This is a genomic window from Candidatus Methylacidiphilum fumarolicum (genome assembly GCF_949774925.1).
Lineage (GTDB): Bacteria > Verrucomicrobiota > Verrucomicrobiia > Methylacidiphilales > Methylacidiphilaceae > Methylacidiphilum > Methylacidiphilum fumarolicum.
Map to the genome: position 1 here is coordinate 770,957 of NZ_OX458932.1, position 24,479 is coordinate 795,435.

Below are 24,479 nucleotides of genomic sequence, written 5' to 3' on the forward strand. Positions count from 1 at the left end.
AAAACGAGGTTTCCTATGGATGTTACTAGCTCTTTTGAAAAAGTGAAGATCCCAGAGTGGATTAGTTATGAACCAATAGAAAATGAATTGATTCTTCTCAATACAATAGATTGGAATTATTATCGGCTGGATGTCTATGGGACGGTTGTGTGGAAAAAACTGGTTGACCTTGATGGAGATGTCAATGCATTAAAAAAATGGGTGCTTGAGCATTTCGAAGGGGATCCCTTTCAAATTCAAAACGACATAGATTGTTTAATCAAAACACTCATAGAAAAAAATCTTTTGGTAATAGACCAGAAGAAGGATCCTCTGGCTTAGTCTTTTCTTACCATAGAAATTGTTTTATTGCTTGTGATAATGGAAAGTGAAAAAAATATACTGCTTTCTTTTTTTTCACTGCCTCCAGATGCCTTTTTTGAAAGACTTCTATCGTTTTCTAGCTCTTTTTCAAAACCGGAAGATCTTTTTGTAATTGTTAGTCAGTATTCTGTTTTACACCTTGGCATAAAGGGGATGCGTATTGGTCGGCTTATTGGAGGTCGTTGGGAAATAGTCTGGTCTTCTTCCTTAGAGCCAAATCAATGGGAAACTGATTACGAGATGAAAATTTTTTTTATCCAATGGTTCAACAAAACCTTTTTAGAGAAGCACTCTTGTTATTTACATAAGGCTCCCGCAGGCGTGGACTCCAATCATCCACAAAATGAAACACTTCAATGCTACAATACGACAGATCTACATCATCTTTTTTTCCATCTGAGTTTAGGAGATACTCCTTGGGGAGTTGTCCATTACTGGTTGGAAGAGACAAAAGTACTTGAGCAAAACTATAGATGGCTATCTTTGCTTAGTAGTACTCTGGGAGATTGCTTAAAGGCGATTGCGTTTGCTGGAAAACTTCTTTTTCAAAATTCCCAGGCTTCTTTTCCCAATGCCTCAGATGGACTCTATCTGAAATGTCTTGAAGATCTGGCTGTGGAAAACGATATAGAAAGAATAGAGTTTTTACTTGTCAACTATGGGAGAGAAATCGCAGGATGCGATCGGACCTGTCTCTTTGCTGTTCCCTTAACGAGCAAAGGTTTTTCATTTTTAACCACTCAGGATTTTACAAAAGCCAATGTGTTTGAACTCAAAGCGGTCAGCTCTCTTTCGAAAATCCATAAGCAATCCGATCAAGCACTTCTATTAAAAGAGGCTGGTATAGCCCTTTTCAAAGCTGCCAATCCGCATCATTTCCAAGATAAACTGCCGAAGCAGCAAAAATCAGTTTTTGCTATTTTTTTTGATGAAGCACAAGCAATAGAAGAGCAGAAGATTAATTCGGTTGAAAGAAAGGAAGATGGCCCACTTCGAATCGGTTTTGCTATGAGGGAATCTGCAGCAAAGGAAAGGCCTTTGGCTATAATTCGTTATTTTCAGAATATTCCTATGAATTGGCTGGCTGCTTTTCCTTTGATGGATCAGCAACAAAGAATTTATGGGTTTATTTCCTGGGAGGGGAAGGAAAAGATCATTCCTAGTCTGGATCTATTTAGCCTGCTGCAAAAAATTGCCATTATTGGAGGCAAAAGTGTAGCTAGGGCCTATTTTAAGCAGAAAAAATTTTGGATTTTCTCCAAAACGACAAAGAATCATCCTCTTTTAAATCCTTTAGTCTTTTATCCCTCTTTGCTTGCATTGATCCTAATTGTCGCTTTTTTCCCTCTACCAATGAAAATAAAGGGTAATGCAGTGTTAATTCCTTCTTATGAAATATCAGTTCCAGCCATGGTCTCAGCAAAAATCGAATCGATCCATGTCCAGATTGGAGACTATGTGAAGAAAGGGACACTGCTTATTCAGATGGATCCGACAAATATTCTTCTTAAGATAAAGGAAGTAGAGCAGGATTACAAAAAAAGTATGGCTGAAGCTGACCTTGCTCAAAATTTGAAGCAGGAAACAGCAATGCAGCTATCCAGACTGAATGCCTTAAAATCACAAGCGATTTTAAAAAGTTTGTATAATGACTTTTATCACTGTTCTGTTCGAGCCCCGATCGAGGGAGTTGTCATGGGACCAAGCAATTTAGTGTCCCGGAGAGGGGATATACCGCAAGTTGGAGAAATTCTAGTCCAACTAGCTGATCCGAGATATTGGAAAGTTAAGATTGCTTTAAGAGAACAAGATTTTATATATCTAGGAAGAGTGATTGAAAGAAAAAACGAGCCCCTTGGAGTTTCTTTTCGACTTGCGGCTGACCCAACCAAAAGTTATAGACTTTTTTTAAGATCTCTTTCCCAGTTTATTAGTGGGGTAGAGATCGAAGGAAAAAAATATGAATTTTCTTTGATCATTCCATGGGAAGAGAAAAACATCGATCAGTTACTTTTGAAGAAAGGCCTACGTGGTCAGGCGAAGGTTTATGTGGGGCTTAGGCCATTAGCCCATATAGCTTTACGTGATCTCATTGGGTTTCTAAGGATTCATGTTTTTTTCTGGTAGAATCTCGGATTGTGTGTAGGAAAAAACTAGATCGATCTAAAGTTTATTTCTTTAAAGAAAAGAAAGATTTAATGAAAAAGATAATGAGAAAATGGTTTGTGTTTTCTCTGTCTTTTTGCTCCGTTTTTATGCTTTGGTGGCCAATGGCTTTAAAAGGTGAAGGTTTGTTTAAAGACAGCCCAGAAGCTTCCCAGTCTGAATCCCTAGAGCCTCTACTAGAAGAAAAAGGTTCCTATCAAGCTGTGCTTCTTCCCATTGCGGATCTAAGGCTGAGTGCTAAGGCTTCTGGGATCCTCGAAAAGTTTTTTTTTGAAGAAGGAGCATGTGTCAAAAAAGGCGATATCATAGCACAGTTAAACAGTGAGGAGGAAAAAGCAGAGATTGCAAGGGCAGAGGCAGAAATTGGAGTGCATGAAGCTGAGGTTGAAAAGGCAGAAGTGGAATTTAAAAGAATCGAAGGGCTCTACAAAGAAGAAATCGTTAGTCCTAAACAATTTGAGGAGGCTAAATATAATTATCAAATGGCCCAAAATAAATTAAAAGAAGCGAGGGCTTTATTAATAACGGCTCAGAATCGGTTAGAATCCAAAATAGTGCGTTCACCTATCGAGGGAGTGTTTTTTAAAAAATTAAGGAATGAGGGAGAGTCCGTGGAAAGATTGGAACCAGTAGCTAGAGTGATTGATGTTTCAGAGCTACAGATGGTGATTTATTGCGAATCAAAATACTTTGGGAAATTGCATCCCAAAGACAAACTTTCCGTTAAATTGGTCGATGGACCTTTTGCTGGGAAAGTGGTGGAAACGACCGTTGTATATGTGGATCCCTTCCTTGACCCTGCCAGTGGGACTTTTAGAGTAAAATTGGTGATGCCTGCCTCAAAAGAAGTTGTTGCGGGGATTACTGCTGAGGTCGTAATACCCGAGAATAAAGAGGAATTCCCTTCTCATTCTCCAATCATAGGCTTGAATGTGGGAGAAAAGATTCGATGAAAAAAGCAAGTACTTGCTTAGAGAATTTTTTTTGAGTTTACAATTCTTCTTATTCAAAATCCTTTTTCTTTCCTAGAAGTCAGAAGGACGAGTGGAAGCTTCAGTTTTGCTTCTACAAAAATTAGTTGCTTTCATTTTTTTCTAGCAATTAAATGTCAATAGAAAAAGAATCGGTTATGAACGATGTCATTCGATTGGCTTTGGATGCTTAGTCTGATGGTGTTGCTGCGCCCAAACCAATTGATCAGCAGGCTTGTATAAAGAAGACAGCCATGATAAGGCAAGTATTACTGAAAAGAGGATTTGCGGCAGTCAAAAATGATAAAAACGCCCCTCTCTTGCTAGGCAGACATATGTTTTTAGAGGTCAGCAGCTTTTAAAAGATTATTTGATTTTTACGATGAGTTTAGGAGTGTTCAGTCAGCAGCCAAAGACAAAAGAAAAAATTGTTCCTTATAGATTAAGAACCGATCTAATTTTTCAGAAACAAACTTTTGGTAACAAAACCTACTATATTGTCAAAGACCCCTTGGGACTTTCCTATTATAGGTTCCCTCCTCAGGAAGCTTTTCTTGCCACCCTTTTCGATGGGAAAAGAACAACAGAAGAGATAGCTGAAATTTTTAATGCTCACTGGCCGCATCGGAAGATTAACCCAGAAGAAGTGTTGCGATTTGCTTCGATTCTTAGCCGAAGGAATCTGACTATACTGCCAGCAAGCCAATGGATGGAACAACTCCCCAGAAAAGCTTCTTCTTTTTTTCATCAGCTAAGCAAAATTTTTGTAAGGATTTTTTTCATCAAATTTCCCCTTGTTCGTCCCTCTTCTTGGCTTGACAAGATTGTTCATCGCCTCTGGTGGCTGTGGTCATTCCAAGGGGTAGTGCTAACTGTTTGTTTTTGGCTTTTAACTCTTCTGTTTCTTTTTTTCCATCGCTCTACTTTTATCACCAATCAGATCCAGTTTTTTTCTCCGCAAAATATATTCTTACTTTATTTGGCTATAGTCATTGACAAGACCCTGCATGAGTTTGGTCATGCAACTACATGCCGGCGGTTTGGAGGAGAGATTCATGAGATGGGGGTAGGCTTATTCTTTTTTATTCCTGTAGGGTATGTGGATGCTTCAGATAGCTGGGTGATTCCGGATAAGAAAGCGAGGATTTTTGTTGGGTTGGCCGGAATTTATACAGAGTTGATTGTTGCCTCTCTAGCCGCTTATTTTTGGGTTTTTCTTCCCTTAGGTCTGGCAAAAAATCTTGCCTTTAACCTTATGGTTACTGCTAGTGTGACGACCCTTTTTTTTAATTTCAATCCTTTGATGAAGTTTGATGGCTATTATGCATTAGTTGATCTGCTTGAAATACCAAATCTTCGGGAGAAATCTTTTGCGTATTGCACAGCTAAACTCCAGGAATGGCTTTTAGGATATAAAGATCCATCTAATCAAGGAAAAAAAAACGAGGCCAAAAATGTATGGATCTTTTTTGTTTATTCTATTCTGTCTACTGTCTATATGGCTTATCTTTGTCATTCGATTGGTCAAGTTGTTAGAAGATTTCTTACGCCGATAGGGTTGGAAAGAATAGGAGAATTTTTAGAATTTTCTTTAGGGATTGCTTTTGTAATGGCTATTTTATTCAGGATTTTCTTCCAGCCTCTCTTGATGGTCTCTAAAGCCAAAGACATAAAAAAGAACGCCAGCAAGCTTAAGTGGGTTGCCATAGGAGGGATTGCTTTGGGCATACTTTGTTTGGTTCCTGTAAGAGAGAAGGTCCGAACGGTTGGAGTGGTTCGATCAGATTTCGGACAAAATGTAGCGAGTCCAGATGGCGGCATTGTCCAGGAGATATGGGTCTATAGTGGTGAACATGTAAAACCAGGCCAACCACTATTGAAATTAAGAAATGACAAAGTTGAGACTGAGACGCAGCTTGCAAGACTTGATTTGTCTATGAAAATGGTTGGGTTCTCAAACAAAAGAACATTTCAACAAAAGGATGAAGAGGCCTCTAAATCTAAAGAAATTCAAGTAATGAAAAGTCGTTACGATTATTTTTTGAAAAAGAAAGAACAGCTTTTTCTTCGCTCATCTATTGATGGCATCATTGTCAGTCCGAATGTGGAATCTTTGAAAGGAAGATATTTTAAAGCCGGAGAAACCATTCTCAAAATTAGGGACATGCATCATTTTTCCTTTGTGGCGCCCCTGAATCAATCTCAATCTAGGATCGTGTATCCTGGAGCTGAGGTCAAAGGGATATGGATAAGCACAAAAAAAATATTTCATGGTCATGTTGCCCATGTGAGCCAAAAATTGGCAGAAGTCTCTGAGTTTGATCCTGGTCATCTTGTTCCTTTCGGAGGGAAAGTTCCGGTAATTCCTTCGAGTATAAAAAAAGAATATGAAAAAAATCCTTTTTATTTTGCCTATATTCCAGTGGAAAGTCCTTCGCAATTTATGGTGGAGGGATTGAGAGCCAAACTTGTGATTAAAGGTAAAAAAACGCTACTTGGCAAAAAAATCTATCGGTTTTTGTCTACTCTTCTTTTTTATAAACATGAAGAATAGTTTGATAGATCCCAACTATAAGACATCGCAACAGTTGCTTGCTTTAAATTCCTATTGGATTTGATTGCTCGTCATATCAGTGATTCACTCCTGCAGCTTGAAGTCACAGGCTCATTGCCAAGTGGAACAAAGGCTGGCTTATCAATTAAGATAATACTGCCTTTGAAACATTTAGCCCCTTTCTTGATGACTCTGTTGTACAACCACTAATGTAAGCAACTGGCTCTCTTGTCCTGCATTGGGGGAGAGGCACCAAAGTAAGGCTTTGTAAAACGCCAAGGCATTTTTTTAATTTCTAATAGGCTATGGTCCAATTTTTGCTTGAAGAAAAAAAATGGGTGCGCCAATTCCTCAGATTTCTCAAGCAAATGGAGAAAAGGAAAAGCGACTTGAATTTGTTTCTCAGAATTATAGAAAACTTCTTTTAGATGGCCCAGATGAATCCTTAGATCCAAGGGGCGAACCGAAAAGAGAATATAAAGCTCTGTGGGAGCTATTCCTTTCACGGGTGGGAAAGGATAGATTACTTAGTGCACAGAATGCAGCAAATGAGAGGTTACGGCAGCTTGGTGTTCACTTTGTACTAAAAATTGCCAAAGAGAAAACCGAAGAAAGAATTTTCCCTTTTGATATTCTTCCGAGACTTATCCTCAAAAAAGAATGGGACAAGATCCAAAGAGGGCTTATTCAAAGAACAATAGCTTTGAATCTATTTATAGAAGATGTCTATGGAAAGCAACGGATTCTAAAAGAAAAGGTTCTTGACCAAGCGTTGGTCTTAAGCTCCTTAGGGTATCTTCCTCAGATGATCGGAGTGAAAGTGCCAAGGGGCATCTACGCAGCGATTTGTGGCTGTGATCTGCTCCAAGACGAAAATGGAAATTTTGTTGTACTCGAAGATAATCTTAGAATCCCAAGTGGAGCTGCCTATATGCTCTGTTGCAGAAAAGTTTTAAAAGAAAGCTGTCCTTTTTTATTTGATCTCAAAAAACCGTTGCCTATACAATCCTATCCCACAGTTCTTTTAAAAACCCTTCTCGATCTTCATCCTTCTGAGGTTTCTCAAGAACCAGTTGTGGCGGTTTTGACTCCAGGTCCTTATAATTCTGCCTATTTTGAACATGCATTTCTTGCAAATCAGATGGGAATTCCACTTGTCGAGCCCAAAGATCTTGTTGTTGAAAATGCAACTCTTTATTTACACTCTAAGACCCATAAAAAAAGGATATCGATTCTTTATAGACGCATCGAAGAAAGCTTCATCGACCCTGTCGCCTTTCGGCCGGATTCATTAATTGGAGTAAAAGGACTTTTTGGCTCTTTTATAAAGGGAGGACTTAGTTTGGTCAATGCCCCCGGTTGTGGCATTGGAGATGATAAAGCCATCTACCCGTATGTTCCAAAGATGATCCGTTATTATCTAAATGAAGAACCCATCCTTAGGAACATTGAAACCTATTCATGTGTGGATTCCAAGCAACAGGCTTTTGTAGTGGACAACCTCGAAAGGTTGGTTGTTAAGGAAGTCAATCAATCTGGAGGATTTGGTATGCTCATTGGACCGGCAAGTTCTTCTAAAACGCGAGAAGAATTTAAAAAAAGAATTCTAGCCCATCCTCGAAATTATATTGCCCAGCCACTGATCCATTTCTCGAAACTACCTTGTATGAGCGGTTCGGGAATTGAACCGCGAAGGGTTGATTTGCGTCCCTTTGTCTTGATGGGTAAAGAACTAAGGGTTGTCCCTGGAGGGTTAACACGAGTATCAATAAGCTGGGATTCTTTTATAGTCAATTCTTCTCAAGGAGGGGGAAGTAAAGATACATGGATCATTGAAGATGAGGGATGGTAAAGCTTATGATTGATCATCGCGTAGAAAATATTTATTGGATGGCCAGATACATGGAAAGAGCCTTATTCAGTTTGAATATTGGTAAAAGCTATCTGGGATATGGTTTGGAAGCAAGTCAGGAAAAATGGAACTATTGTTGGCAAAGAATCAAAAAAGGAATGCGGATTTTTAGTACTCCTGAACCTACCAATAGCTCCTTACCCGTGTCCCTATTTTTTCTTTTGTTTGATAGCGAGAATCCCTTATCAGCAATGTCTTCCCTGTTTTCAGCCAGAGAAAACTCGAAAATTTTGAGGGATATTCTTCCTGTTGCGCTTTGGGAGCAACTAAACGAGGCCTATTTTCTTCTTTCTTCGACAACAGTCACTTCGAGCCTGCAACCTTCTCATTATCCATTGATTACATCGACTATTGAAAAAATGCTCTTGTTTGGTCAGCTGGAATATTACCTTTTTGAAGAGGATGAACTCTGGGCATGGTTAAGAGCCGGTGAATACATTGAAAAAATTGGAAATTTTGCAGCCTTGCTTTTTGCCTACGATCCGACGGAAAACAAGGACAACCCTTCTTTTGAGGAGTGGGAAGCGTTTCTAAATTCGCTCTTTCTTTTAGACCTGTTTAGGAAAAAAGTGGGACTGGCTTCGTTAAGCTTCGATAAGATCACTTCTTTTATATTACTTGCAAACAAGTATCCCTATTCGATTCTATCGCAATTGGAAAAACTTATGGGCTGTTTAGGAATAATCTCCCAAGAGTGGATAGTAGATATGGCCCAATCAACAACCAAAGAACTTTTGGGCAAAATTGTTGATTCTTATCGGAAAGAAGTTTCATCAGAAAATAGAAAAAAATTATTTCTAGAAATTCAAATCGCATGTAATTCGATCCATCAGCACCTTTTGTCAGCTATTGGGTAAGAACGTTGCACATTTTTTTCTTTTTAAATTTTTCAGCACAACTGGTTAACAATAACAAAAATTTCAAACGGTGATCATGTGGAACAATATTTTGAAGAACGCAGCCTTCCTTGATGAGGAGAACTTAGAAAAATCCCAACAATCTCTCTCTCTTTATTTTAAACTAAACGGGATCTGTCCTTCTCCATATGAAGAGAACCTAGATTATTGTATTGATCCATGGCCTATGGTTCTATCTGTAGATGATTGGATGGAGATTAGAGTAGGAGTGGAACAGAGAATGCTGGCTTGGCGAAGGTTTTTAAAAGACCTCTACTTTGAAAAATCGATTTTTAAAGATAAAGTCATTCCCTTTGAACCTTTTCTTTCTTCCGAACAATATAGGCGTGAATGCGTGGGTTTAGAACCTCCTGGTGGAGAATATCTCTACATTTATTCTTGTGAAGTAGCAAAAGAAGAAAATGGGAAATGGGTTGTATTGAGAGACGAATTAGAACAGCCGCGCAACCTCATGCTTTCAGAAGAAATTAGGAAAGGACTCAAAGAGGCTTTGCCGCAGCTATATGAGGGTTTGGAAATTATGCCTATCACTGGTTTTCCTGAGAGGATGCTAGAAGCGTCTACCCAAAATCTGTCTGATAATAGAAATTGTCAGATAGCTATTGTGGCAGCTACGGCTGAGGATTGGGAAGCAGCGATATTAGCAAGAAGGATGGGCATTCCGATGTTTTTACCCTCTGATCTTGTTGTTTTGCAAGGAAAGCTTTATGCGAAAACATTAAGTGGACTTGAACCGATTAACATTCTTTTTCGAAGACTCCCTGATGGTTTACTTGATCCAATTGCAACCCGTTGTGAAGCGCAAGAAGGGATAGCTGGGCTTTTCTGGTGTCTGCGTAAGGCAACTCTTAGACTCATCAATGCAGCTGGGTGCGGGATTACTACTGATCCACTCCTTCAATCTTACGCCTCGAAAATGATCCGATATTATTTGGGAGAAAAACCGCTGCTCAATTCTTTGCCTACTTATCCGGCTTATGATCCTGATGTCTTTTCTCTTTTTCTGGAAAGCTTGCAAGATTATTTCCTAAAAGACCGGAATGGACATAGTGTAGCTTTAGAAAGGCTACTTGGAAAGAATGATAAGACAATTTCTCGAGTTGATTGTAGATCCTTGGTCATTCAAAAAAAGCCTCAGTTGAAGAAATTCCCTTCTTTTTATCGTACTACCCTTTCGCATAAACCGGCCGCTTTAGTCCTTTTTGGTGTTATTAAAAATGGGAAGCCTGAGCTGCTGCCAAATCTTTTTGGAAAAGTTGTTGCAGATGTTACATTTCAGGACAAAAATCAGTTACCTTTCTATAAGGACATCTGGCTTTTGCAGGAAAATTCTTGGACTTTCCCAAATGTAAATGCATGTGTCAATGTTTCTGTGAGAAGTCGCATTGCTCCTTTAAGCCGGGTAGCTGAATCGATGTATTGGATGGGACGATATCTAACTAGAAGCATGCAACTTAATCACATGCTACTGACAGTTCGATTCTTTGAAGACGAGGCAATGAAAGGAGAATGTGAGGATGCTTATCAAAATCTTTTATCAGAAGTCCTCGGCTATTTTGTAATTCGTTCTAATTCTTTTCATTCAACAGGAACTAAAGATTTTTTGACGCTTTTTTCATCTTTCTTCACTGGAACAGATTCGTACGATTCAGTGGTCAGCTGTATATCGAAATGTTATGATAATGGAAGAAAAATTCGTGACTCCCTTCCTCCTGAAGTTTGGCTTGCCCTTAGCTCACTCTTTTTTAGCCTTCAAACCCTACCTCATGTAAGATCATCCATTAATTATGATCAAAGCTTAAATGAATTTTCTATAGGATCAGACAGACTTTTTGCTATCATTAATGAACATCTTCTTCGCAACGAGCTTTGGAATTTTTTTCAGATTGGAACATTTTACGAAAAAGGGAAGTTTAGTCTTCATTTAATCAAACTTTGTACAAAGATCACAGAAGAAAAGGAGGCTTTTTCCCGAGGATTTTTCCTTCAGATTGCCTTGGAATGGATACTAAAGCTTACATCGGCCTTGTATGCTTACAGAAGTCTTTATCATTATCCCTTTTCTCCAAAGAATCTCATCGAGCTTCTTCTCTTTGATAGGCAATTCCCTCGTTCAATCTACTTTTGCTTGAGACAGATCGAAGCGATGCTTCAATTTACTGAAAGGATTCAAAATATGTCACAAAAACCCCTTTCATTTGTTCGGTATATGGAGGCAAAATTGAAACGATGGATGGATGAAATTGGTTCAAATCAAGAGAAAGACAAAGAAAACATTATCCAATTTAAACAGGGGATTAGAGAGATAGAAAAGGAATTTTATGAATTTCATTCTCTCCTTTCTGATGAGTATTTGACCCATCAATCGACCTATGAACATGTGGCCGGGGATAAAGGAAAATATGTCACTGCTTAATCATTCCCAATGAAATTTTCTATATCCCATACGACCGAATACGTGTACACGGCAGCTGCACTGGAATCATTTTCTGAGCTAAGGTGCCATCCACAAAATTCCATTCGACAAACGGTTTTAAGCCACGAAATGATACTTTCGCCTACTGTGCCTGTTTATTTTTATACCGATTATTTTGGTAATAAGACCTCATTTTTTAGTATTCCTTTTAAACATAACCGATTAATCGTTGAGACCAAAAGCATCGTTCTAACGCATCCGTATCCAGATCCCCTTGGAGATGTTAACCTTAGCGTTAGTGAAGCATTGATTGTTTATGGATTTCAAAGGTTTGAACTGTTTGATTTTCTGCTTCCATCAAAATATATTTCTCTACTTTCGGAAACAAAAGAACTCAGCTCAAAGATCTTTCAAAGAGAGAAGCCATTGATTGAGGCATTGCTTGAACTGAACCAATTCATACATCAATTTCTTTCTTATGCACCTGGGACAACTGATATTTCTACCTCCGTATCCGAACTGTTGATACTGAGAAAAGGAGTTTGTCAGGACTATACTCATCTGATGATTGCTGTCCTTCGCGCTACGGGCATTCCAGCTCGATATGTAAGTGGATATATAGAGCCAATCAAAGAAGAATCTTCTGTAAAACAGCCAATTGGTGTGGCAACGCATGCTTGGGTCGAAGTCTATCTACCTAATAAGAAATGGGTTGGATTCGATCCCACAAACAATACGGTTGAAGGAGAATATCATATTCAAATAGCTGTTGGTAGAGACTATGATGATGTGGCTCCCCTACGTGGGATCTTCAAAGGTTATCATGGGCAGGAGTTGAATGTTGCCGTTCAAGTGGAAAGGGTTTGAGTGTATTCTGAAACAATCGTTGCAGCTGGATTAGTTGTATTCTTTTTGACAAGAAAAAAATGTAAAAATTAGCTGCAAAACTCTTTAATTATTAGAAAATTCCTTGCATTGTAGTTCAGGCGATGAATTTTTTTTTCTTCTTAATTTTATGGATTCTTTTTAGTCGGTTTGATTTGTCTGTTGCTGCTTCTCCAGCTTCTGATCCTGCCCAACCTGCGGATGTCTTCCCTAATGCCTCTTTAGAACCAGAAGATCTGATCGAATTTCCAAAGTTATCAAAACCTATTCAACTTCTCATTACAAAAGCTTTGGCCTTGACCCACCAAAACTTGACCTACCTTTATGGATCAGCCGATCCGAAGGAAGGAGGAATGGATTGTTCAGGATTTATTTATTATCTTCTTACCCAGATCGGATTAAAGAACGTTCCGCGAAGTGCTTCTCAAATCTATTCTTGGGTAAGAAAAGAAGGATTATTCAGGGCGGTCTTGAGTAATAACCAAGAAAGTTTTGAATTATCTGAGCTAAAGCCTGGAGATCTTCTTTTCTGGATAGGAACTTATCCGACAGCCAATGATCCACCCATTACTCATGTCATGATTTATCTTGGCCATGAAAAACAAACGGGAGAACGGGTAATGGTTGGTTCAAGTGATGGACGAACCTATCATGGGAAAAGAAGATGGGGAGTGAGTGTTTTTGATCTTTTTATGAAATTTGCAAATCCTAATTATCATCTAAATAGTTCCACAAAGTTTATCGGATACGGAAAAATTCCTGGGATAGAAAAATTGGAAGAAAACTAGCTTTAAAAAGGGGGGGATGAAAGTCGTTTATATAAGCTATAAAAAACTCTAGAAAAGAAAAAAAATATCTCATGGAAGTATCATAAAACACAATGTTGAACTATAATAATAAAAAATTACGTATAGCTCCTATCATTTTTGCGGTTATGTGATTCCATAAGTATCTTTTAAATCCCAAAGCTAACTTATAGGGAAGAGAAGAATGTTTAAAAAAAAGAAAGGATGATGAAGAGAATTAGAGAATCGTGAAAGCAAATCAAGAACTACCCTAAAAATCATAACATAACATTTCTGTAGAAAAAAAGATCGTTTCACATTTTCGGTTGCAAAGTCATGGAGTATTATTAATCAATATCATGCCAAGCAAGATGCATGCCATGGCATTCCATCATGTCCATAAGCTGTATTCTAATCCACGATAAATGTAAGTAGATGCTAGTGATATTTCTTTGTAAAGATGATTAAAACATACTTCTTCCTTGAGTATAATTATTCTTGCAAAATTGCATACATATCTTTTTTTGTTTTCTGCTGCTTTCAATCGGGCACATGCTATTCCATATAGTACGCGTATATCTGCCTAAAGGCGAGTCCTTTCTAGGGGTATTATATGCCTATTGTTTTCATCAACTATACTCGGATAATGATAGAACATAGCAACCACGCTATTCAAAAGAAGTAAAATATATGTCAAGCTCTTTCTTTTCAAGAAGATAGATCTTTTTTTAATTCTGTTTTAAATCTGTTTCTTGACCATACCACTGGATTATTAATGAGAAACAAAAATAAAAAAGAAAAAACATAAAAAATAACCAAGCAATCTCAGCGATCTTGTGAATAGAAAAGAAGAGCTAAATAAAAAAATGATAAAAAATATTATAATAACTATTTTAAAGACAGGAGATATAATACATGGAATACAGATGGTGGGAAAATATGTTATAAATATTAGATGCTCTTTCGTTCTTGCCTATTGGTAAACAATATATAGAAAGTATTATAAAGATAGCCTTACAGATTTAGTAAATTTGTATGAATAGCCCTTGCAACAGCTTGGCAACGGTTAGTAACGTCAAGTTTTATAAATATATTTTTTAAATGATATTTTACCGTTGATTCACTTATATTTAAGATACAAGAAATTTCCCAATTTGTCTTCCCTTCTTTAACCCATTTTATTATCTCTTTTTCTCGATGGGTTAAAGTGTCTGAATAGTTGCTTTCTAATTTTTGGATATTTTTTGGTAAAAAACATTTTAGAACAGACAAATGGAGATGATGCATAAGGACACCTAAGACTATTTCATGGCGACGATGCCTTTCAATATCTTTATCACAAAAAGAGAATAGAGTAGCTATGCTACTTGTCTGTTCAAAAACTCCATAACTCAATCCTGTTAGAAGCCCTATATCTGAAGCGTCTTTGATGTATTCTTTTCTTAACTTATCGTGATTGTTTTTAAAAATGACAGTTCTCCTGACAATTCTTCCCTCGTTATTAAGTGCTGTTCTGATCACAGGATCCACTTTCTGATATTGTAACTTTAGATAAAAGGCAATGAGATCGTTTGGAAAACTATGATTAAATATTTTAATGATTTTATCTATTTTGATATTAGCGTTGATTTTTGTTATACCGCAAGCAATCAATCTAGAAGGTAGAATGTTCTGAACTTTCCCAAAAAGATTCCTTAGCTCCTTTTCCTTTTTTAGGTGTATGGAAAAATTAATAAGTTCTAAAGCATCCAAAAGATCTTTTTTGCTAAGAGAAGAAGTTTTTCCCATTATTCGAAAGATAAATATAATAATAGGATTAAGAATAATTAAGTTATTTTTCCTAATCAAGTGGGTAGTTGCCTAAAAAAATACATTTTTTAGTGTTAACCTCATGAAAAATAATGATCAATTTGTGGCTATAGATTTAATTAATTTATTTAATAAACTTATAGATTATAATGAAGACGAAAAGATATGGGCAGCAATAGAGTCATTGGCAAAAAAGATAGACCAGATTGAATGGAGGATAGCTCAAATTGAAAAGAAAATCGGCATTTCAAAAATAAATTCTAATGGATAAAAAAGAGAGGAACTATTATAAAATATCCCGGATTATCCATCCTTTACCTCGAATGGTGGTAATGAAATTCTTTAAAGTATTTTTTTCAAGTTTTTTTCTTAAACCACATATATGTACCTGAATCACATTTCTGATAGAGCTAATCTTAGAGGGATTGCCCCATATTTGTTCAGAAATTTCTTCGGTAGATACAATGTTATTTCTTTTTGATAATAATAGGGCCAGCAAAGAAAATTCTTTTGGAGTTAGTTTTATTTCTCTAGTTCCTTTCCAGACTTTAGAATTTTTTAAATCAACGGTGAGATTTCCAGTTTTCAAGATATGTTTTTCTGGTTTTTTCTTTTGAAGAAGAATCTGGAGATGCTCGGCAAGCTCTTCAGGGCTAAAATCTTTTGGAATGAAAACTTCAATGCCTTTTCTTAAAGCAATGATTCTTTTTTGCGCATTTAAATCAATATCAATTAATAGAATGGGTAGCAGAATGCCTTCACTCCTTAATTTCTCAACAATCTCTAGATAAGGAAAGTTGCTAGGGGTCTTTGGATCAATAATGGCAGCATCATAAGTTTTAAAAATGAGCTGAATAAAAAATTCGCTTAAATGGTTTACGGCGATTAGTTGGCTATTTAGAAGCCTTGAAGCTTCTTCAACAGATCGAATGTAGGTTTCATTTGATGTTGCAAGGATAAAAATCATACAGATGCCTTAAAGAAAAAGGATTCACGACCATTCTACTTAAGAGGAAAAGAAAAGAAGATGTTTGTAGCTAACAATATGATTCTGCTTGTTTCCTATATTTGGACTTAAGATATTGTAGTTTATTAAGATTTTTTTTATCTACTATTTTCACCAATAGATGACAAAGACATTCTAATCTATCATTTTTAATTCATCTTATCTAAATTTTTTTTATTTTATTTAAAAGCATATCCAGGTCAATCCCTATTTTTCACTTAGAAAAAAAAACACTAAATTTTTTAAAGAAAAAGGTATAAATAGGATGCAGCAAATGACCGTTATCGTTCTGATACACTATGAGGCATATTGAATAGAATAGATGTTGATGGATTCATAGACAATCCGTAGCAACAAATAAAAAATTTTAGCCGTTTGTATCGTTAAAAAGCTCAGTGATGTGTTGCCAGTTGAGATTTTTGCAATTTTAAAGACGATTTTTTTCTACCCTCTCCGGCGGCCAGTGCTCCAGCCAGAGCCTTGGGCTTGGCTGGTGGTGAAGGCCGCCCTATTCCGGCGTTTCTTGCCGTTCGATGTACTGTTTGAGGACGGTTAATGGGGCACCCCCGCACGTGATAACGCAGTAGGAACGGCTCTAAAGAACTGCCTTACGATAGAAACGGGCGACCGTTGTGGCAAACTCTCTGCGGAGAAGCCTGGAAGAAGTTGTCTTGAGATTGTTCAGGAAGCGGCTGAGTCCAAGATTTGGTGGCAAGGCAACCAGCAAGTGAACGTGGTCAGATTCTCCGTTGCACTCAAGCAGCTGTCCGCCCCATCCCTCCCAGCGCATTTCCGCAATAGCACGCACCGGTCAAGCATGGTGCGGGTGAGCGCCTTGCGGCGGTATTTTGTGACAAGAACTAAATGGTAGTGCAGCGCGTAAACGCAGTGATGCAGAAGGTGCAAACGCACTTGACCTGTCATTACACTAAATGATAGACCATATTGCTGGCCACTGTCCAGCGTCGCCTCATGATGATCGCATCACCCGCTGGTCTTCCCGTTCTGGGTCCGGTCGAGCGCAAGGTCACCTACCGGCTCTATCCATCCAAGACCGTCCGGGATGAGCTTTTGCGGACTCGCTGGGTCCATTGCTTTCTCTGAACCTAGCTTTGGAGGAGCGCAGGCGGGCGTGGAAGGAGGAAAAGCGGCGCATCGGTTTCGTCGAGCAGTGCTGATGGCTCACCGAACTCCGTTCCCACAGCGCGCTTCTCGCCTCGATCAACGCTCAATCCGCCCAGGTAACGCTCAAGAGGTTGGATCTCGCCTTTCAGGCGTTCTTCCGCCGCGTCCGGCAAGGCGAAAAGCCGGGATTCTCGCGTTTCAAGCAGGCAGGGCGATTCAGCGGTTTCGGCTTCAAGCAGCACGAAGGTGACTGGCGGCTGCTCGCCAGAGAGCGAAGCGCTCACCTGAAGCTTCGTCTCTCCGGCATCGGGGAGATCCCGATCCGGGGCAAGGCCCGTACTCCCGGAGAACCCAGGACATGCGAGATCTTTCTTTCCGGCGGCCGATGGCATGCGTCGGTCACGATGCGCTGCCGGCCGGCGCGGGAGCATGGCTGTGGAGCCGAGGCTTTCGACCTGGGCACGGAGCGGTTCCTGACCAGCGCCAGGTTGGAGCCGGGAAAGAGCGAGCCGGACGTTTCCGAGGGAGCCAATCCGCGCCATCTGCGCAAGGCGCTTAAGAAGCTCAGGAAGCTCGAACGGACGATCTCCCGCAAGATGGAGGCGGCGATCCGCAAGCAGGGGAAACGGAAGGGATTTCGCATTTCCAAGAGGTTGCGCAAGCAGTACGAGCTGCTCGCCCGGATGCACGCCAAGGTGGCGAACGTCAGGAAGGATTTCCTGCACAAGCAGAGCGCCGCGATGGTGAGACGCAGCGGACTGTTGATCACGGAGGAGCTGGAGCCGAAAAGGATGACGGCTTCGGCCCGGGGCAGCCGGAAAAAGCCCGGGAAACGTGTGCGGCAAAAAGCCGGGCTGAATCGAGAGATGTTGGACGCATCGTTCGGAGCTTTCGGGGCGATGGTCGGATACAAAGCGGAAGAGGCTGGTATCGGATAGCTGGAAGCACAGGCGAGGACGTTGAAGCCAAGCCAGAGATGCCACCGATGCGGCGGCGTCGTGGAAAAGACCCTCGGCGACCGGTGGCATGAGTGCGCATGCGGAGCGTCCTGCCATCGGGACGAGAACTCGGCGCTCGGGCTTCTCGACTGGGGCTTGGCGAAATGGGAGAAGGAGCACGGCTTCGCCTTTCCGGGGCCGAAGGTCGTTGTATACGGAAAGGAATGGACGGGAACCGATCCATGCGTGGAGCGGGAAGCTCTGGCCGGATGGAACCTCGCTGCGGGCTGGAAGTCCGCGAGCCGAGCATACTCCGGTGAAACTGACCGCAGGGAAGCGCGAAACCCCATCCCAGAGCCGTCAGGCTTGGATGGAGTAGTTCATTATGGCATAAAGAATATGGATGGAAGAAATTTCCATGGCGTTTTATCAAAAGTTTTGAAATCGAATAGTGCAAAAGAGTAAGCTGATGATTTGAGTATTAATGAACCGACTACTTTGTCTATTTAGATGAACAGTCGAACAACTACAGACTGATTTATTCGCAGTAGTTGGAGTTCATCAGGATAAAGTGAAGGCGCAAAGCCGTTGAGAGAAAGTCAATATTCAGGAGAAGAAAGGGTTTTTTGATATTTTGCTTTGGTTAAAGATTAAAAAATTATAAAGATGAACGGCCAAAAATCAGGAAGTATAGGCAACAAGCAGTTTTTCAGTGGAAAATCTCTTATGGAGACATAGAGAAAGCAACGTTTTATTTTTGTAGATGCTTAAAAATTATTAAAACAGCTACTCGAAGTTATGTTTAAATATTTGTAGTACCAATGAAGAGATGGTCAATTGTAATTTTTTTTCTTTTCTCCTTCTTTTCTTTCCAGTTGTCAGAGCTCTTAGCTTTACGAGCTGCCAAAACCCCTTTGGCTACTCCAAGGCTTTTGAGGTTTCTGGATCAGTTTCCTGAAGGCGAGCAGATGTTTATTCGCAGTTATTTAGCTTTTGATTGTACCCATGATTATATTGGAACAACCAGTGCAGATGGGGAGGAGTTTTATTTCATATCTGAAGATGGAAATGAAAGAAAAGGAGTGCTACTATTTTCGAATAAAAATTCGAAAATACGATTCGTTCATTATTGTTCCTTTTGTTATGTTTACCGAGATCTTCCAAAGATTGGTTTAAGTTCTCAAGAAGTAAGCTGTATTGCTTCATTTTGGGCAAGAAGGGAATTAGCTGAAAAAGGGGAGGGACAGTTACGAGCCGAAGCTTTGGCCTCAAAAAATAAGATTTATCCCCTACAAAAAGAGGCATACGAAAAATTAGGGATTTTGCCTTAAAGCTTTCCATTGGACTAAATCCTCCCAATGGAATGTCATTCATCTTTTCCAAAGGTCCCTAGGTAACGGTTTAGCTAAGAACCGGAAAACTGCTACAGAAAAGTGATTAAGGAAGCCATAGAGGTTAGCTCAGGCATGGATGATACCTGTCCACAAAAATTGTCCTTGAACCGAACAATAGAGGGAAAAACCCTCCTTTGCCTTCGGCTATGGAAAATCCTCCCCTTTGCATAACAGAGTGGGGAGGAAAAGAGCTTAAAAGAGTAGATGGAATTTCATGATCAGTGCATTGGCGTATTTTTTTTCTATTGTTGGAGAATTCAATCCAATTTGATAACCAAAGCCAAAGTAGACTTTCCAATCATCTTTGAACGCAAAACGGCCAATCAACACCTCCGGGACCACAAAAAGTCCTGGGGCATTTATAAAATAGAGCTGATCGAACGAAGATTGAGAGGTGATTTCTACTGTTGGAGTAACATATCCGATTCGATATTGGAAGGCGACATTGTAGAAATAGGGTAGTGCTGAATTGGTGTTATTCCCATCAGTCCATCGAGTCCCAAAGTTCAATTGCATAGAGAAATTACCCCATCCTTTGCCAAAAAGAAGGGCTGGAGCCCAAGTCCAGTGGTTTTGAGGGCCGGGAAGTGTAGTACCAAGCGGAGAAACAGCTTGTAACTGAACAGAAAAACAATAATTTTTTTGTCCTTCTGGGGAAGCCATGATTCGGTTCCTAACAAGAAATGTTTCTCCCGCAAAGCCGTCATTTCTTCCTTGGCCAGGGAAAAATAAGTATTCTGGGAGAGAAAAAGTAAATTGAATGGTTGGTCCTACAATCAGAGATACACCTTTGCCTGAACCAAAATCCCATCCCTTATTACCTGTTGGGAGAGTTTCATAATAAACATCATAGCGGATTCTCTGCTCTAGCCTTGCTGTAGAAGTTACAAGAGGAGTAAGCCATTTGGGCTGTCTGTCTCGTGTTTCTGCAGCCATTTTTCTCCATTTGCCAAGCCATCCTTTCCCTGGGTCCTGAGAGTTCATTGTTTCAACTAAATCTTGCGCAGCGATTTCTTCTCCTGGCCAGAAAACTGTGTCGGCTTTTGCGAAGTTCGATAAGACAAACAAAAGCAAAATGAAAAGAAAAGTACGGATAACCATTAGATGTACCCGAATGCATTCATTGAAGAAAAAAGTACTTTTGGTGTACAAATAAAGCAAAGGGAATGCCAGTTTTTATAGTTTTATTTATTTTTAATAAAGGAATTAATCTATGCCCTTTTTATCTATTTTTTGCGGCTTGATTAAAGAACAGTTAAAAGGGAAGTTTTAGTTTTTGTTTATTCGTGCATTAATCGCTGCAAGTGGAGATCACAAAGAAGATGGAAAAGACGACTCAATAGGAGCATGAGTGGTTCAGTTGAAGAAATCTTTAAAAGATGGTCTTGTGGAAGTTCCATAGGTTCTTCATAAAGACTATCTATAAGAGGGAGATCTTCTAGACGTGCATCGGAAATGGAACGATAGACTGATCGTTCTACAAGCCTTTTTTTCCTTGTAGGCAAATCCGCTTGCACTTCGATAAATAAAACGCTGTAACCTTTTGAATGCACTGCTTCTAGAAGCAATGCCCTTTGTTCCTTTCGTCCAAAGGTAGCATCAAGTACAACTCCTTTGTTTGTACTTAGTTCAGTAAGTCCGTTATGAATCAATCGTTCGTAAGTTTTAGAGGTTATTTCTTCTGAGTATAATTTTTCTCGAATCGATTCTTCTGGTCTTGTATAAATGTCTAGGCCTAGCATCTCTTTACGGATTCTGTCAGAAGAAAAGACTTTCCAGTCAAGCTCCTCTGCAAGGCTTTGAGCCAAATAGCTTTTCCCTGTCGCTATTTTTCCCATAACCACCAAAAGAATAGGCTTAGACCCGATCGCAGCATACTGTAAAGAAAGGCGGAAATATTTTTTAGCCTTTTCAATATGCTCTTTTTTCTTCACCGGATCAACGAGAGGGTCTTGAGCAGTCATTCCTTCGACTTTTCCTCGGACGTAAGCTCGGTAAGATTTGTAAAAATCGAGTAGTTTTTTTAGGCCTAAATCCTTTAATTCTTGTCCCATACGGTCAGAAAAGAAGCAAGATAGATCTTGACGGCCATTATAATCAAGATCCATAGCTAAGAAGGCAATGTCAGAAGCAACGTCTATGAATCGGAATCTTTCATTGAACTCAATCCGATCGAAAATGCAGATATTTTTAGGCTGCAAATGAATATGTTCAAGGTGTAGGTCTCCATGACAATTTTTGATCCAACCTTGCTGTACTCGCTCTTCAAAAAGATCAGGATACAGTTCGTAAAAACGATTTGTAAAATAGCGGATCGACTCAAAGGCGGTTTGGCTGACAGTTATATTGATGACGGATTGGGTTTGCTCAAAGTTTTCATCGGTATTTTTTTTAATTTTTTCGATTGTACCCCATGAAGCAATATCTGCTCCGCCTTCGGTTTCTTTATAGAACTGGCAAAGCTTAGAGACAATCCTCTCCATATCCGCAAGTTGCACGCAATTCCTAAGGAGTAACCTTTTGAAAAAATAACGATGCGGAAGCATACGCATTTGTACAGCATACTCGATGGCACTGCCTGAGCCATCGAAAGTCAAGAAACCTGATGGATTTTTGAAAATTGGAATTACTCCTAAGTAAGCATCAGGGCAAAGGAGCCGGTTTAATTGAATTTCTTGTTGGCAAAAAAAACGTCTTTTTTCGAGAGTAGAAAAATCAAGAAATCCAAAATTCACTGGTTTTTTTATTTTGTAAACAAATGGAGGAACGATAAAAACATAGGATGCATGGGTTTGAACAAAGCGAATATGTTTAGGCTTATGGGGATAGGAATGTTTGGTTAATAGAAACTTTAATAGTTCTTCTTGAGATGGAAGATCGTCCCTTGTTTTTTTGTCGTTATTCATATGTGTTTTTTTTTACATTTCAGGATATATATCTTTTTGATTCATCGGTAGTTGTTGGGATGATTTTTTTCTTAAGAACACTTCCTAAAGAGGATATAAAAGGAAAGCGAAAAAGGAAAGGCAAAAGACTGCTGAGTGATTGAACAAGATTTAGTGCTCTTCAAAAGCTACTGGGTTTTGTTGGAGAGAACGTATTATAACAATAGAGCTTTAAGGATGGTCGGAATATGCTTGTTAGAATTGGCGTGGACATAGGAGGCACTTTTACAGATTTTGTGGTTTATGATGGTGGTACTATTCAAAGGTTAAAACGGCGGTCGACCAGTATGCGACCTGAAGAAGGATTAATTGAAGGAATCAAAGAACTGCTTAATTCTTTTGATCGTTTGAATGCTTTTGAAATTGTCCATGGCACTACTGTTGGAACCAATGCTATTCTTGAGGGCAAAGGTGCTAAGACAGCTCTTTTTACTACTAAAGGCTTTGAGGATGTCCTTGAGATTGGTAGGCAGAACCGGCGAAGTCTCTATAAACTTGGACCGTCTAAAGTCCCTTGTCTTATTCCACGACACCTTCGCTTTGGGGTTCCTGAAAGAGTCACAAAGGAAGGAGAAGTGCTAGAGTCTATCGATCTTTCCGCTATAGACACAGTGGTTGACAAATTAAAAGAGGAGCAAGTAGAAAGCGTGGCTGTCTCTTTCCTTTTTTCTTTTGCTAATCCCATCCACGAAAAGAAGATTGGGTTATTCCTAAGACAGAAAGGCTATCAAGTAAGCTTATCGCATGAAATTCTTTCTGAATATAGGGAATATGAAAGAACGTCGACGACGGTCCTCAATGCCATGATTGGTCCGGTAATTTCAAGATATCTCGAAGGAGCTTTGAACTCTCTTTATGAGTGGATTGCCTCTCGTTTTGGACGTCAACTTCTTTCTCGTTGTCGAAGAAAGTCTTTTTTCAGAATAATGCAATCTAACGGTGGCATATTATCGGTGGATGGAATCAGAAAAAAACCACTTTTGACGATCTTATCAGGACCAGCTGGAGGGGTGTGTGCAGCAGCCGCTGTAGCTCGCAGCTGTGGTTTAGAACGAGTTGTAACACTTGATATGGGTGGAACATCCACTGATGTCAGTTTTTTTGTGGGCGAAGAGATGGATAGAACGACAGAAGGTGAGATTGGGGGATATGCCTTCGGCAGCTCTATCCTCTCGATAAAATCGGTTGCAGCGGGTGGTGGATCGATCGTTCGGGTTGATGCCGGAGGAGCTTTGCGGGTAGGTCCTCAGAGTGTCGGTTCCGATCCAGGGCCGATTTGCTATGGGAAAGGGGAATGTCTAACGGTGACAGATGCGCATGTTATTTTAGGCAGATTACTGGATACGGTTTTTTTAGGTGGGCAGTTACGATTGGATCGACAAAGGACCTGGCAACTTTTCGAGCAATTTTGCCAACAGAAAATGGCTGAGTATATCGAAAAGGAAGGGGGGATCGAAAAAGCAGTCATAGGACTTGCTCAGGGAATATTGGATATAGCTAACTTACAAATGGCTAAAGCTATCGAGCTTATGACTGTTTCCAAGGGATTAGATCCAAGAGATTTTTCTTTAATGGTTTATGGTGGCGCCGGTGGACTACATGGCTGTGACTTAGCGGAAGCTCTTGGGATTCCACTTGTCGTGGTGCCAAGAGATCCAGGGTTATTCTGTTCATTGGGTGTGTTATTGTCAGATGTTGTCAAAGATTATTCTTTTAGTTGTATTAGACCCTTGGAAGCATTTGAGGAAGATGAGATCGAATCGTTTTTTAGAAAATTAGAAAGAGAAGCTAAGAAAGATCTAGAAGAAGAGGGAATACCTAGTTCTAGACAACTATTTTATAGATACATTGATTTGAGGTATAAGGGCCAATCTTTTGAGATTAGCCTCCCTTACAGTACAAGGTTGGAAAGAGAATTTCACCAAAAGCATGAGGAAAGGTTTGGCTATTGTGACTGGTCAAGGACAATAGAAACGGTGACGTTTCGCTTAAAAGCAGTGGGCGTTATTGATAAGATGACTTTTCCGAGATATCCAATCCTTGGAGAAACCCCTCGTCCTGAAGCGATAATTGGAACAATGCCGGTTTATTTTCAAAAAAAACAGTGGCCCACTTCCATTTATCTAAGGGAAAAGCTAGAGGGAGGAAACCGGATAGTCGGTCCTGCAATAATTGTTGAATATAGTGCAACCTCGGTTGTGAACCCTGGCTTTGAAGTCATCGTCGACTGTTATGGAAACCTTTTTATCTCCAAGAGGACTTGATTGGTTGTGACTCTGTGTTTTTTATTTTA

Annotated in this window: 18 protein-coding genes and 2 pseudogenes; 15 read left to right on the top strand and 5 right to left on the bottom strand. The window is 39.6% G+C overall.

The features are described from left to right. Window positions 1-15: 15 nt before the first annotated feature. From QOL44_RS03455 to QOL44_RS03495, 9 genes are all read left to right on the top strand, one after another. On the top strand, window positions 16-321 hold the full coding sequence (locus tag QOL44_RS03455) for a PqqD family protein (RefSeq protein ID WP_009060549.1): 306 nt from the start codon (window positions 16-18) through the stop codon (window positions 319-321). Window positions 322-360: 39 nt separating this feature from the next. Beyond that, entirely contained in the window at window positions 361-2,490 is a 2,130-nt protein-coding gene (locus QOL44_RS03460) for an efflux RND transporter periplasmic adaptor subunit (protein ID WP_009060551.1), read from the top strand. A 71-nt stretch (window positions 2,491-2,561) separates the two neighbouring features. Continuing rightward, on the top strand, window positions 2,562-3,482 hold the full coding sequence (locus tag QOL44_RS03465; RefSeq protein ID WP_134372591.1) for an efflux RND transporter periplasmic adaptor subunit: 921 nt from the start codon (window positions 2,562-2,564) through the stop codon (window positions 3,480-3,482). Between the two features lie 388 nt (window positions 3,483-3,870). Then, on the top strand, window positions 3,871-6,054 hold the full coding sequence (locus tag QOL44_RS03470) for a site-2 protease family protein (protein WP_244229070.1): 2,184 nt from the start codon (window positions 3,871-3,873) through the stop codon (window positions 6,052-6,054). Window positions 6,055-6,388: 334 nt separating this feature from the next. Then, entirely contained in the window at window positions 6,389-7,906 is a 1,518-nt protein-coding gene (locus QOL44_RS03475; protein WP_009060556.1) for a circularly permuted type 2 ATP-grasp protein, read from the top strand. A gap of 5 nt (window positions 7,907-7,911) precedes the next feature. Further along, entirely contained in the window at window positions 7,912-8,823 is a 912-nt protein-coding gene (locus QOL44_RS03480; protein ID WP_009060558.1) for an alpha-E domain-containing protein, read from the top strand. Between the two features lie 76 nt (window positions 8,824-8,899). After that, window positions 8,900-11,299: a circularly permuted type 2 ATP-grasp protein gene (locus QOL44_RS03485; RefSeq protein WP_009060560.1), complete on the top strand. Its 2,400-nt coding sequence runs from the start codon at window positions 8,900-8,902 to the stop codon at window positions 11,297-11,299. Window positions 11,300-11,308: 9 nt separating this feature from the next. Further along, window positions 11,309-12,166, top strand: a complete 858-nt coding sequence (locus QOL44_RS03490) for a transglutaminase family protein (RefSeq protein WP_009060562.1) — start codon at window positions 11,309-11,311, stop codon at window positions 12,164-12,166. A gap of 122 nt (window positions 12,167-12,288) precedes the next feature. Then, window positions 12,289-12,972, top strand: a complete 684-nt coding sequence (locus QOL44_RS03495; protein WP_009060564.1) for a C40 family peptidase — start codon at window positions 12,289-12,291, stop codon at window positions 12,970-12,972. A 1,011-nt stretch (window positions 12,973-13,983) separates the two neighbouring features. On the opposite strand, the gene QOL44_RS03500 is transcribed toward QOL44_RS03495, so the two are convergent. After that, a complete protein-coding gene (locus QOL44_RS03500) occupies window positions 13,984-14,757 on the bottom strand; it encodes a helix-turn-helix transcriptional regulator (protein WP_009060571.1) in 774 nt (257 codons plus the stop codon). Window positions 14,758-14,860: 103 nt separating this feature from the next. Here QOL44_RS03500 and QOL44_RS03505 point away from each other — a divergent pair, with 103 nt between their 5' ends. Then, window positions 14,861-15,049, top strand: a complete 189-nt coding sequence (locus QOL44_RS03505) for a hypothetical protein (RefSeq protein WP_009060573.1) — start codon at window positions 14,861-14,863, stop codon at window positions 15,047-15,049. A 15-nt stretch (window positions 15,050-15,064) separates the two neighbouring features. Here the strand turns inward: QOL44_RS03505 and QOL44_RS03510 are convergent, their stop codons facing one another. Continuing rightward, a complete protein-coding gene (locus QOL44_RS03510) occupies window positions 15,065-15,745 on the bottom strand; it encodes a winged helix-turn-helix transcriptional regulator (protein ID WP_009060575.1) in 681 nt (226 codons plus the stop codon). A 547-nt stretch (window positions 15,746-16,292) separates the two neighbouring features. Continuing rightward, window positions 16,293-16,747, bottom strand: a pseudogene (gene tnpA / locus QOL44_RS03515) (IS200/IS605 family transposase). Window positions 16,748-16,756: 9 nt separating this feature from the next. Between tnpA and QOL44_RS03520 the strand changes: the two are divergent. The 4 genes and pseudogenes from QOL44_RS03520 (at window position 16,757) to QOL44_RS03535 (ending at window position 19,178) form a co-directional block, all read left to right on the top strand. Then, on the top strand, window positions 16,757-16,888 hold the full coding sequence (locus tag QOL44_RS03520; RefSeq protein ID WP_283401204.1) for a hypothetical protein: 132 nt from the start codon (window positions 16,757-16,759) through the stop codon (window positions 16,886-16,888). Between the two features lie 113 nt (window positions 16,889-17,001). Next, a pseudogene (locus QOL44_RS03525) lies at window positions 17,002-17,847 on the top strand (RNA-guided endonuclease InsQ/TnpB family protein); the annotation flags it as partial. 21 nt (window positions 17,848-17,868) lie between these two features. After that, on the top strand, window positions 17,869-18,312 hold the full coding sequence (locus QOL44_RS03530) for a zinc ribbon domain-containing protein (RefSeq protein ID WP_219804490.1): 444 nt from the start codon (window positions 17,869-17,871) through the stop codon (window positions 18,310-18,312). Window positions 18,313-18,668: 356 nt separating this feature from the next. Further along, a complete protein-coding gene (locus tag QOL44_RS03535; RefSeq protein WP_009060789.1) occupies window positions 18,669-19,178 on the top strand; it encodes a hypothetical protein in 510 nt (169 codons plus the stop codon). Between the two features lie 255 nt (window positions 19,179-19,433). Here the strand turns inward: QOL44_RS03535 and QOL44_RS03540 are convergent, their stop codons facing one another. Next, window positions 19,434-20,225 (bottom strand): hypothetical protein, encoded by a 792-nt coding sequence (locus tag QOL44_RS03540; RefSeq protein WP_228343263.1) that lies wholly within the window; start codon window positions 20,223-20,225, stop codon window positions 19,434-19,436. Window positions 20,226-20,521: 296 nt separating this feature from the next. Beyond that, the gene (locus QOL44_RS03545; RefSeq protein WP_009060786.1) at window positions 20,522-22,147 is read right to left on the bottom strand and encodes a bifunctional aminoglycoside phosphotransferase/ATP-binding protein; all 1,626 of its coding nucleotides are present in this window, start codon (window positions 22,145-22,147) and stop codon (window positions 20,522-20,524) included. A gap of 227 nt (window positions 22,148-22,374) precedes the next feature. Between QOL44_RS03545 and QOL44_RS03550 the strand changes: the two genes are divergently transcribed. Then, window positions 22,375-24,450 carry a hydantoinase/oxoprolinase family protein gene (locus QOL44_RS03550; protein WP_009060784.1) on the top strand — a complete coding sequence of 692 codons (2,076 nt, stop codon included), beginning with the start codon at window positions 22,375-22,377 and terminating at the stop codon, window positions 24,448-24,450. Window positions 24,451-24,479: the final 29 nt, after the last annotated feature.

Coding starts and splice junctions, on each gene's coding strand:
- QOL44_RS03455 (WP_009060549.1), top strand. CDS start 16: ATGGATGTTACTAGCTCTTTTGAAAAAGTGAAGATCCCAGAGTGGATT.
- QOL44_RS03480 (WP_009060558.1), top strand. CDS start 7,912: ATGATTGATCATCGCGTAGAAAATATTTATTGGATGGCCAGATACATG.
- QOL44_RS03475 (WP_009060556.1), top strand. CDS start 6,389: ATGGGTGCGCCAATTCCTCAGATTTCTCAAGCAAATGGAGAAAAGGAA.
- QOL44_RS03485 (WP_009060560.1), top strand. CDS start 8,900: ATGTGGAACAATATTTTGAAGAACGCAGCCTTCCTTGATGAGGAGAAC.
- QOL44_RS03550 (WP_009060784.1), top strand. CDS start 22,375: ATGCTTGTTAGAATTGGCGTGGACATAGGAGGCACTTTTACAGATTTT.
- QOL44_RS03495 (WP_009060564.1), top strand. CDS start 12,289: ATGAATTTTTTTTTCTTCTTAATTTTATGGATTCTTTTTAGTCGGTTT.
- QOL44_RS03465 (WP_134372591.1), top strand. CDS start 2,562: ATGAAAAAGATAATGAGAAAATGGTTTGTGTTTTCTCTGTCTTTTTGC.
- QOL44_RS03500 (WP_009060571.1), bottom strand. CDS start 14,757: ATGGGAAAAACTTCTTCTCTTAGCAAAAAAGATCTTTTGGATGCTTTA.
- QOL44_RS03520 (WP_283401204.1), top strand. CDS start 16,757: ATGATGATCGCATCACCCGCTGGTCTTCCCGTTCTGGGTCCGGTCGAG.
- QOL44_RS03490 (WP_009060562.1), top strand. CDS start 11,309: ATGAAATTTTCTATATCCCATACGACCGAATACGTGTACACGGCAGCT.
- QOL44_RS03505 (WP_009060573.1), top strand. CDS start 14,861: ATGAAAAATAATGATCAATTTGTGGCTATAGATTTAATTAATTTATTT.
- QOL44_RS03540 (WP_228343263.1), bottom strand. CDS start 20,225: ATGAACTCTCAGGACCCAGGGAAAGGATGGCTTGGCAAATGGAGAAAA.
- QOL44_RS03510 (WP_009060575.1), bottom strand. CDS start 15,745: ATGATTTTTATCCTTGCAACATCAAATGAAACCTACATTCGATCTGTT.
- QOL44_RS03460 (WP_009060551.1), top strand. CDS start 361: ATGGAAAGTGAAAAAAATATACTGCTTTCTTTTTTTTCACTGCCTCCA.
- QOL44_RS03535 (WP_009060789.1), top strand. CDS start 18,669: ATGAAGAGATGGTCAATTGTAATTTTTTTTCTTTTCTCCTTCTTTTCT.
- QOL44_RS03545 (WP_009060786.1), bottom strand. CDS start 22,147: ATGAATAACGACAAAAAAACAAGGGACGATCTTCCATCTCAAGAAGAA.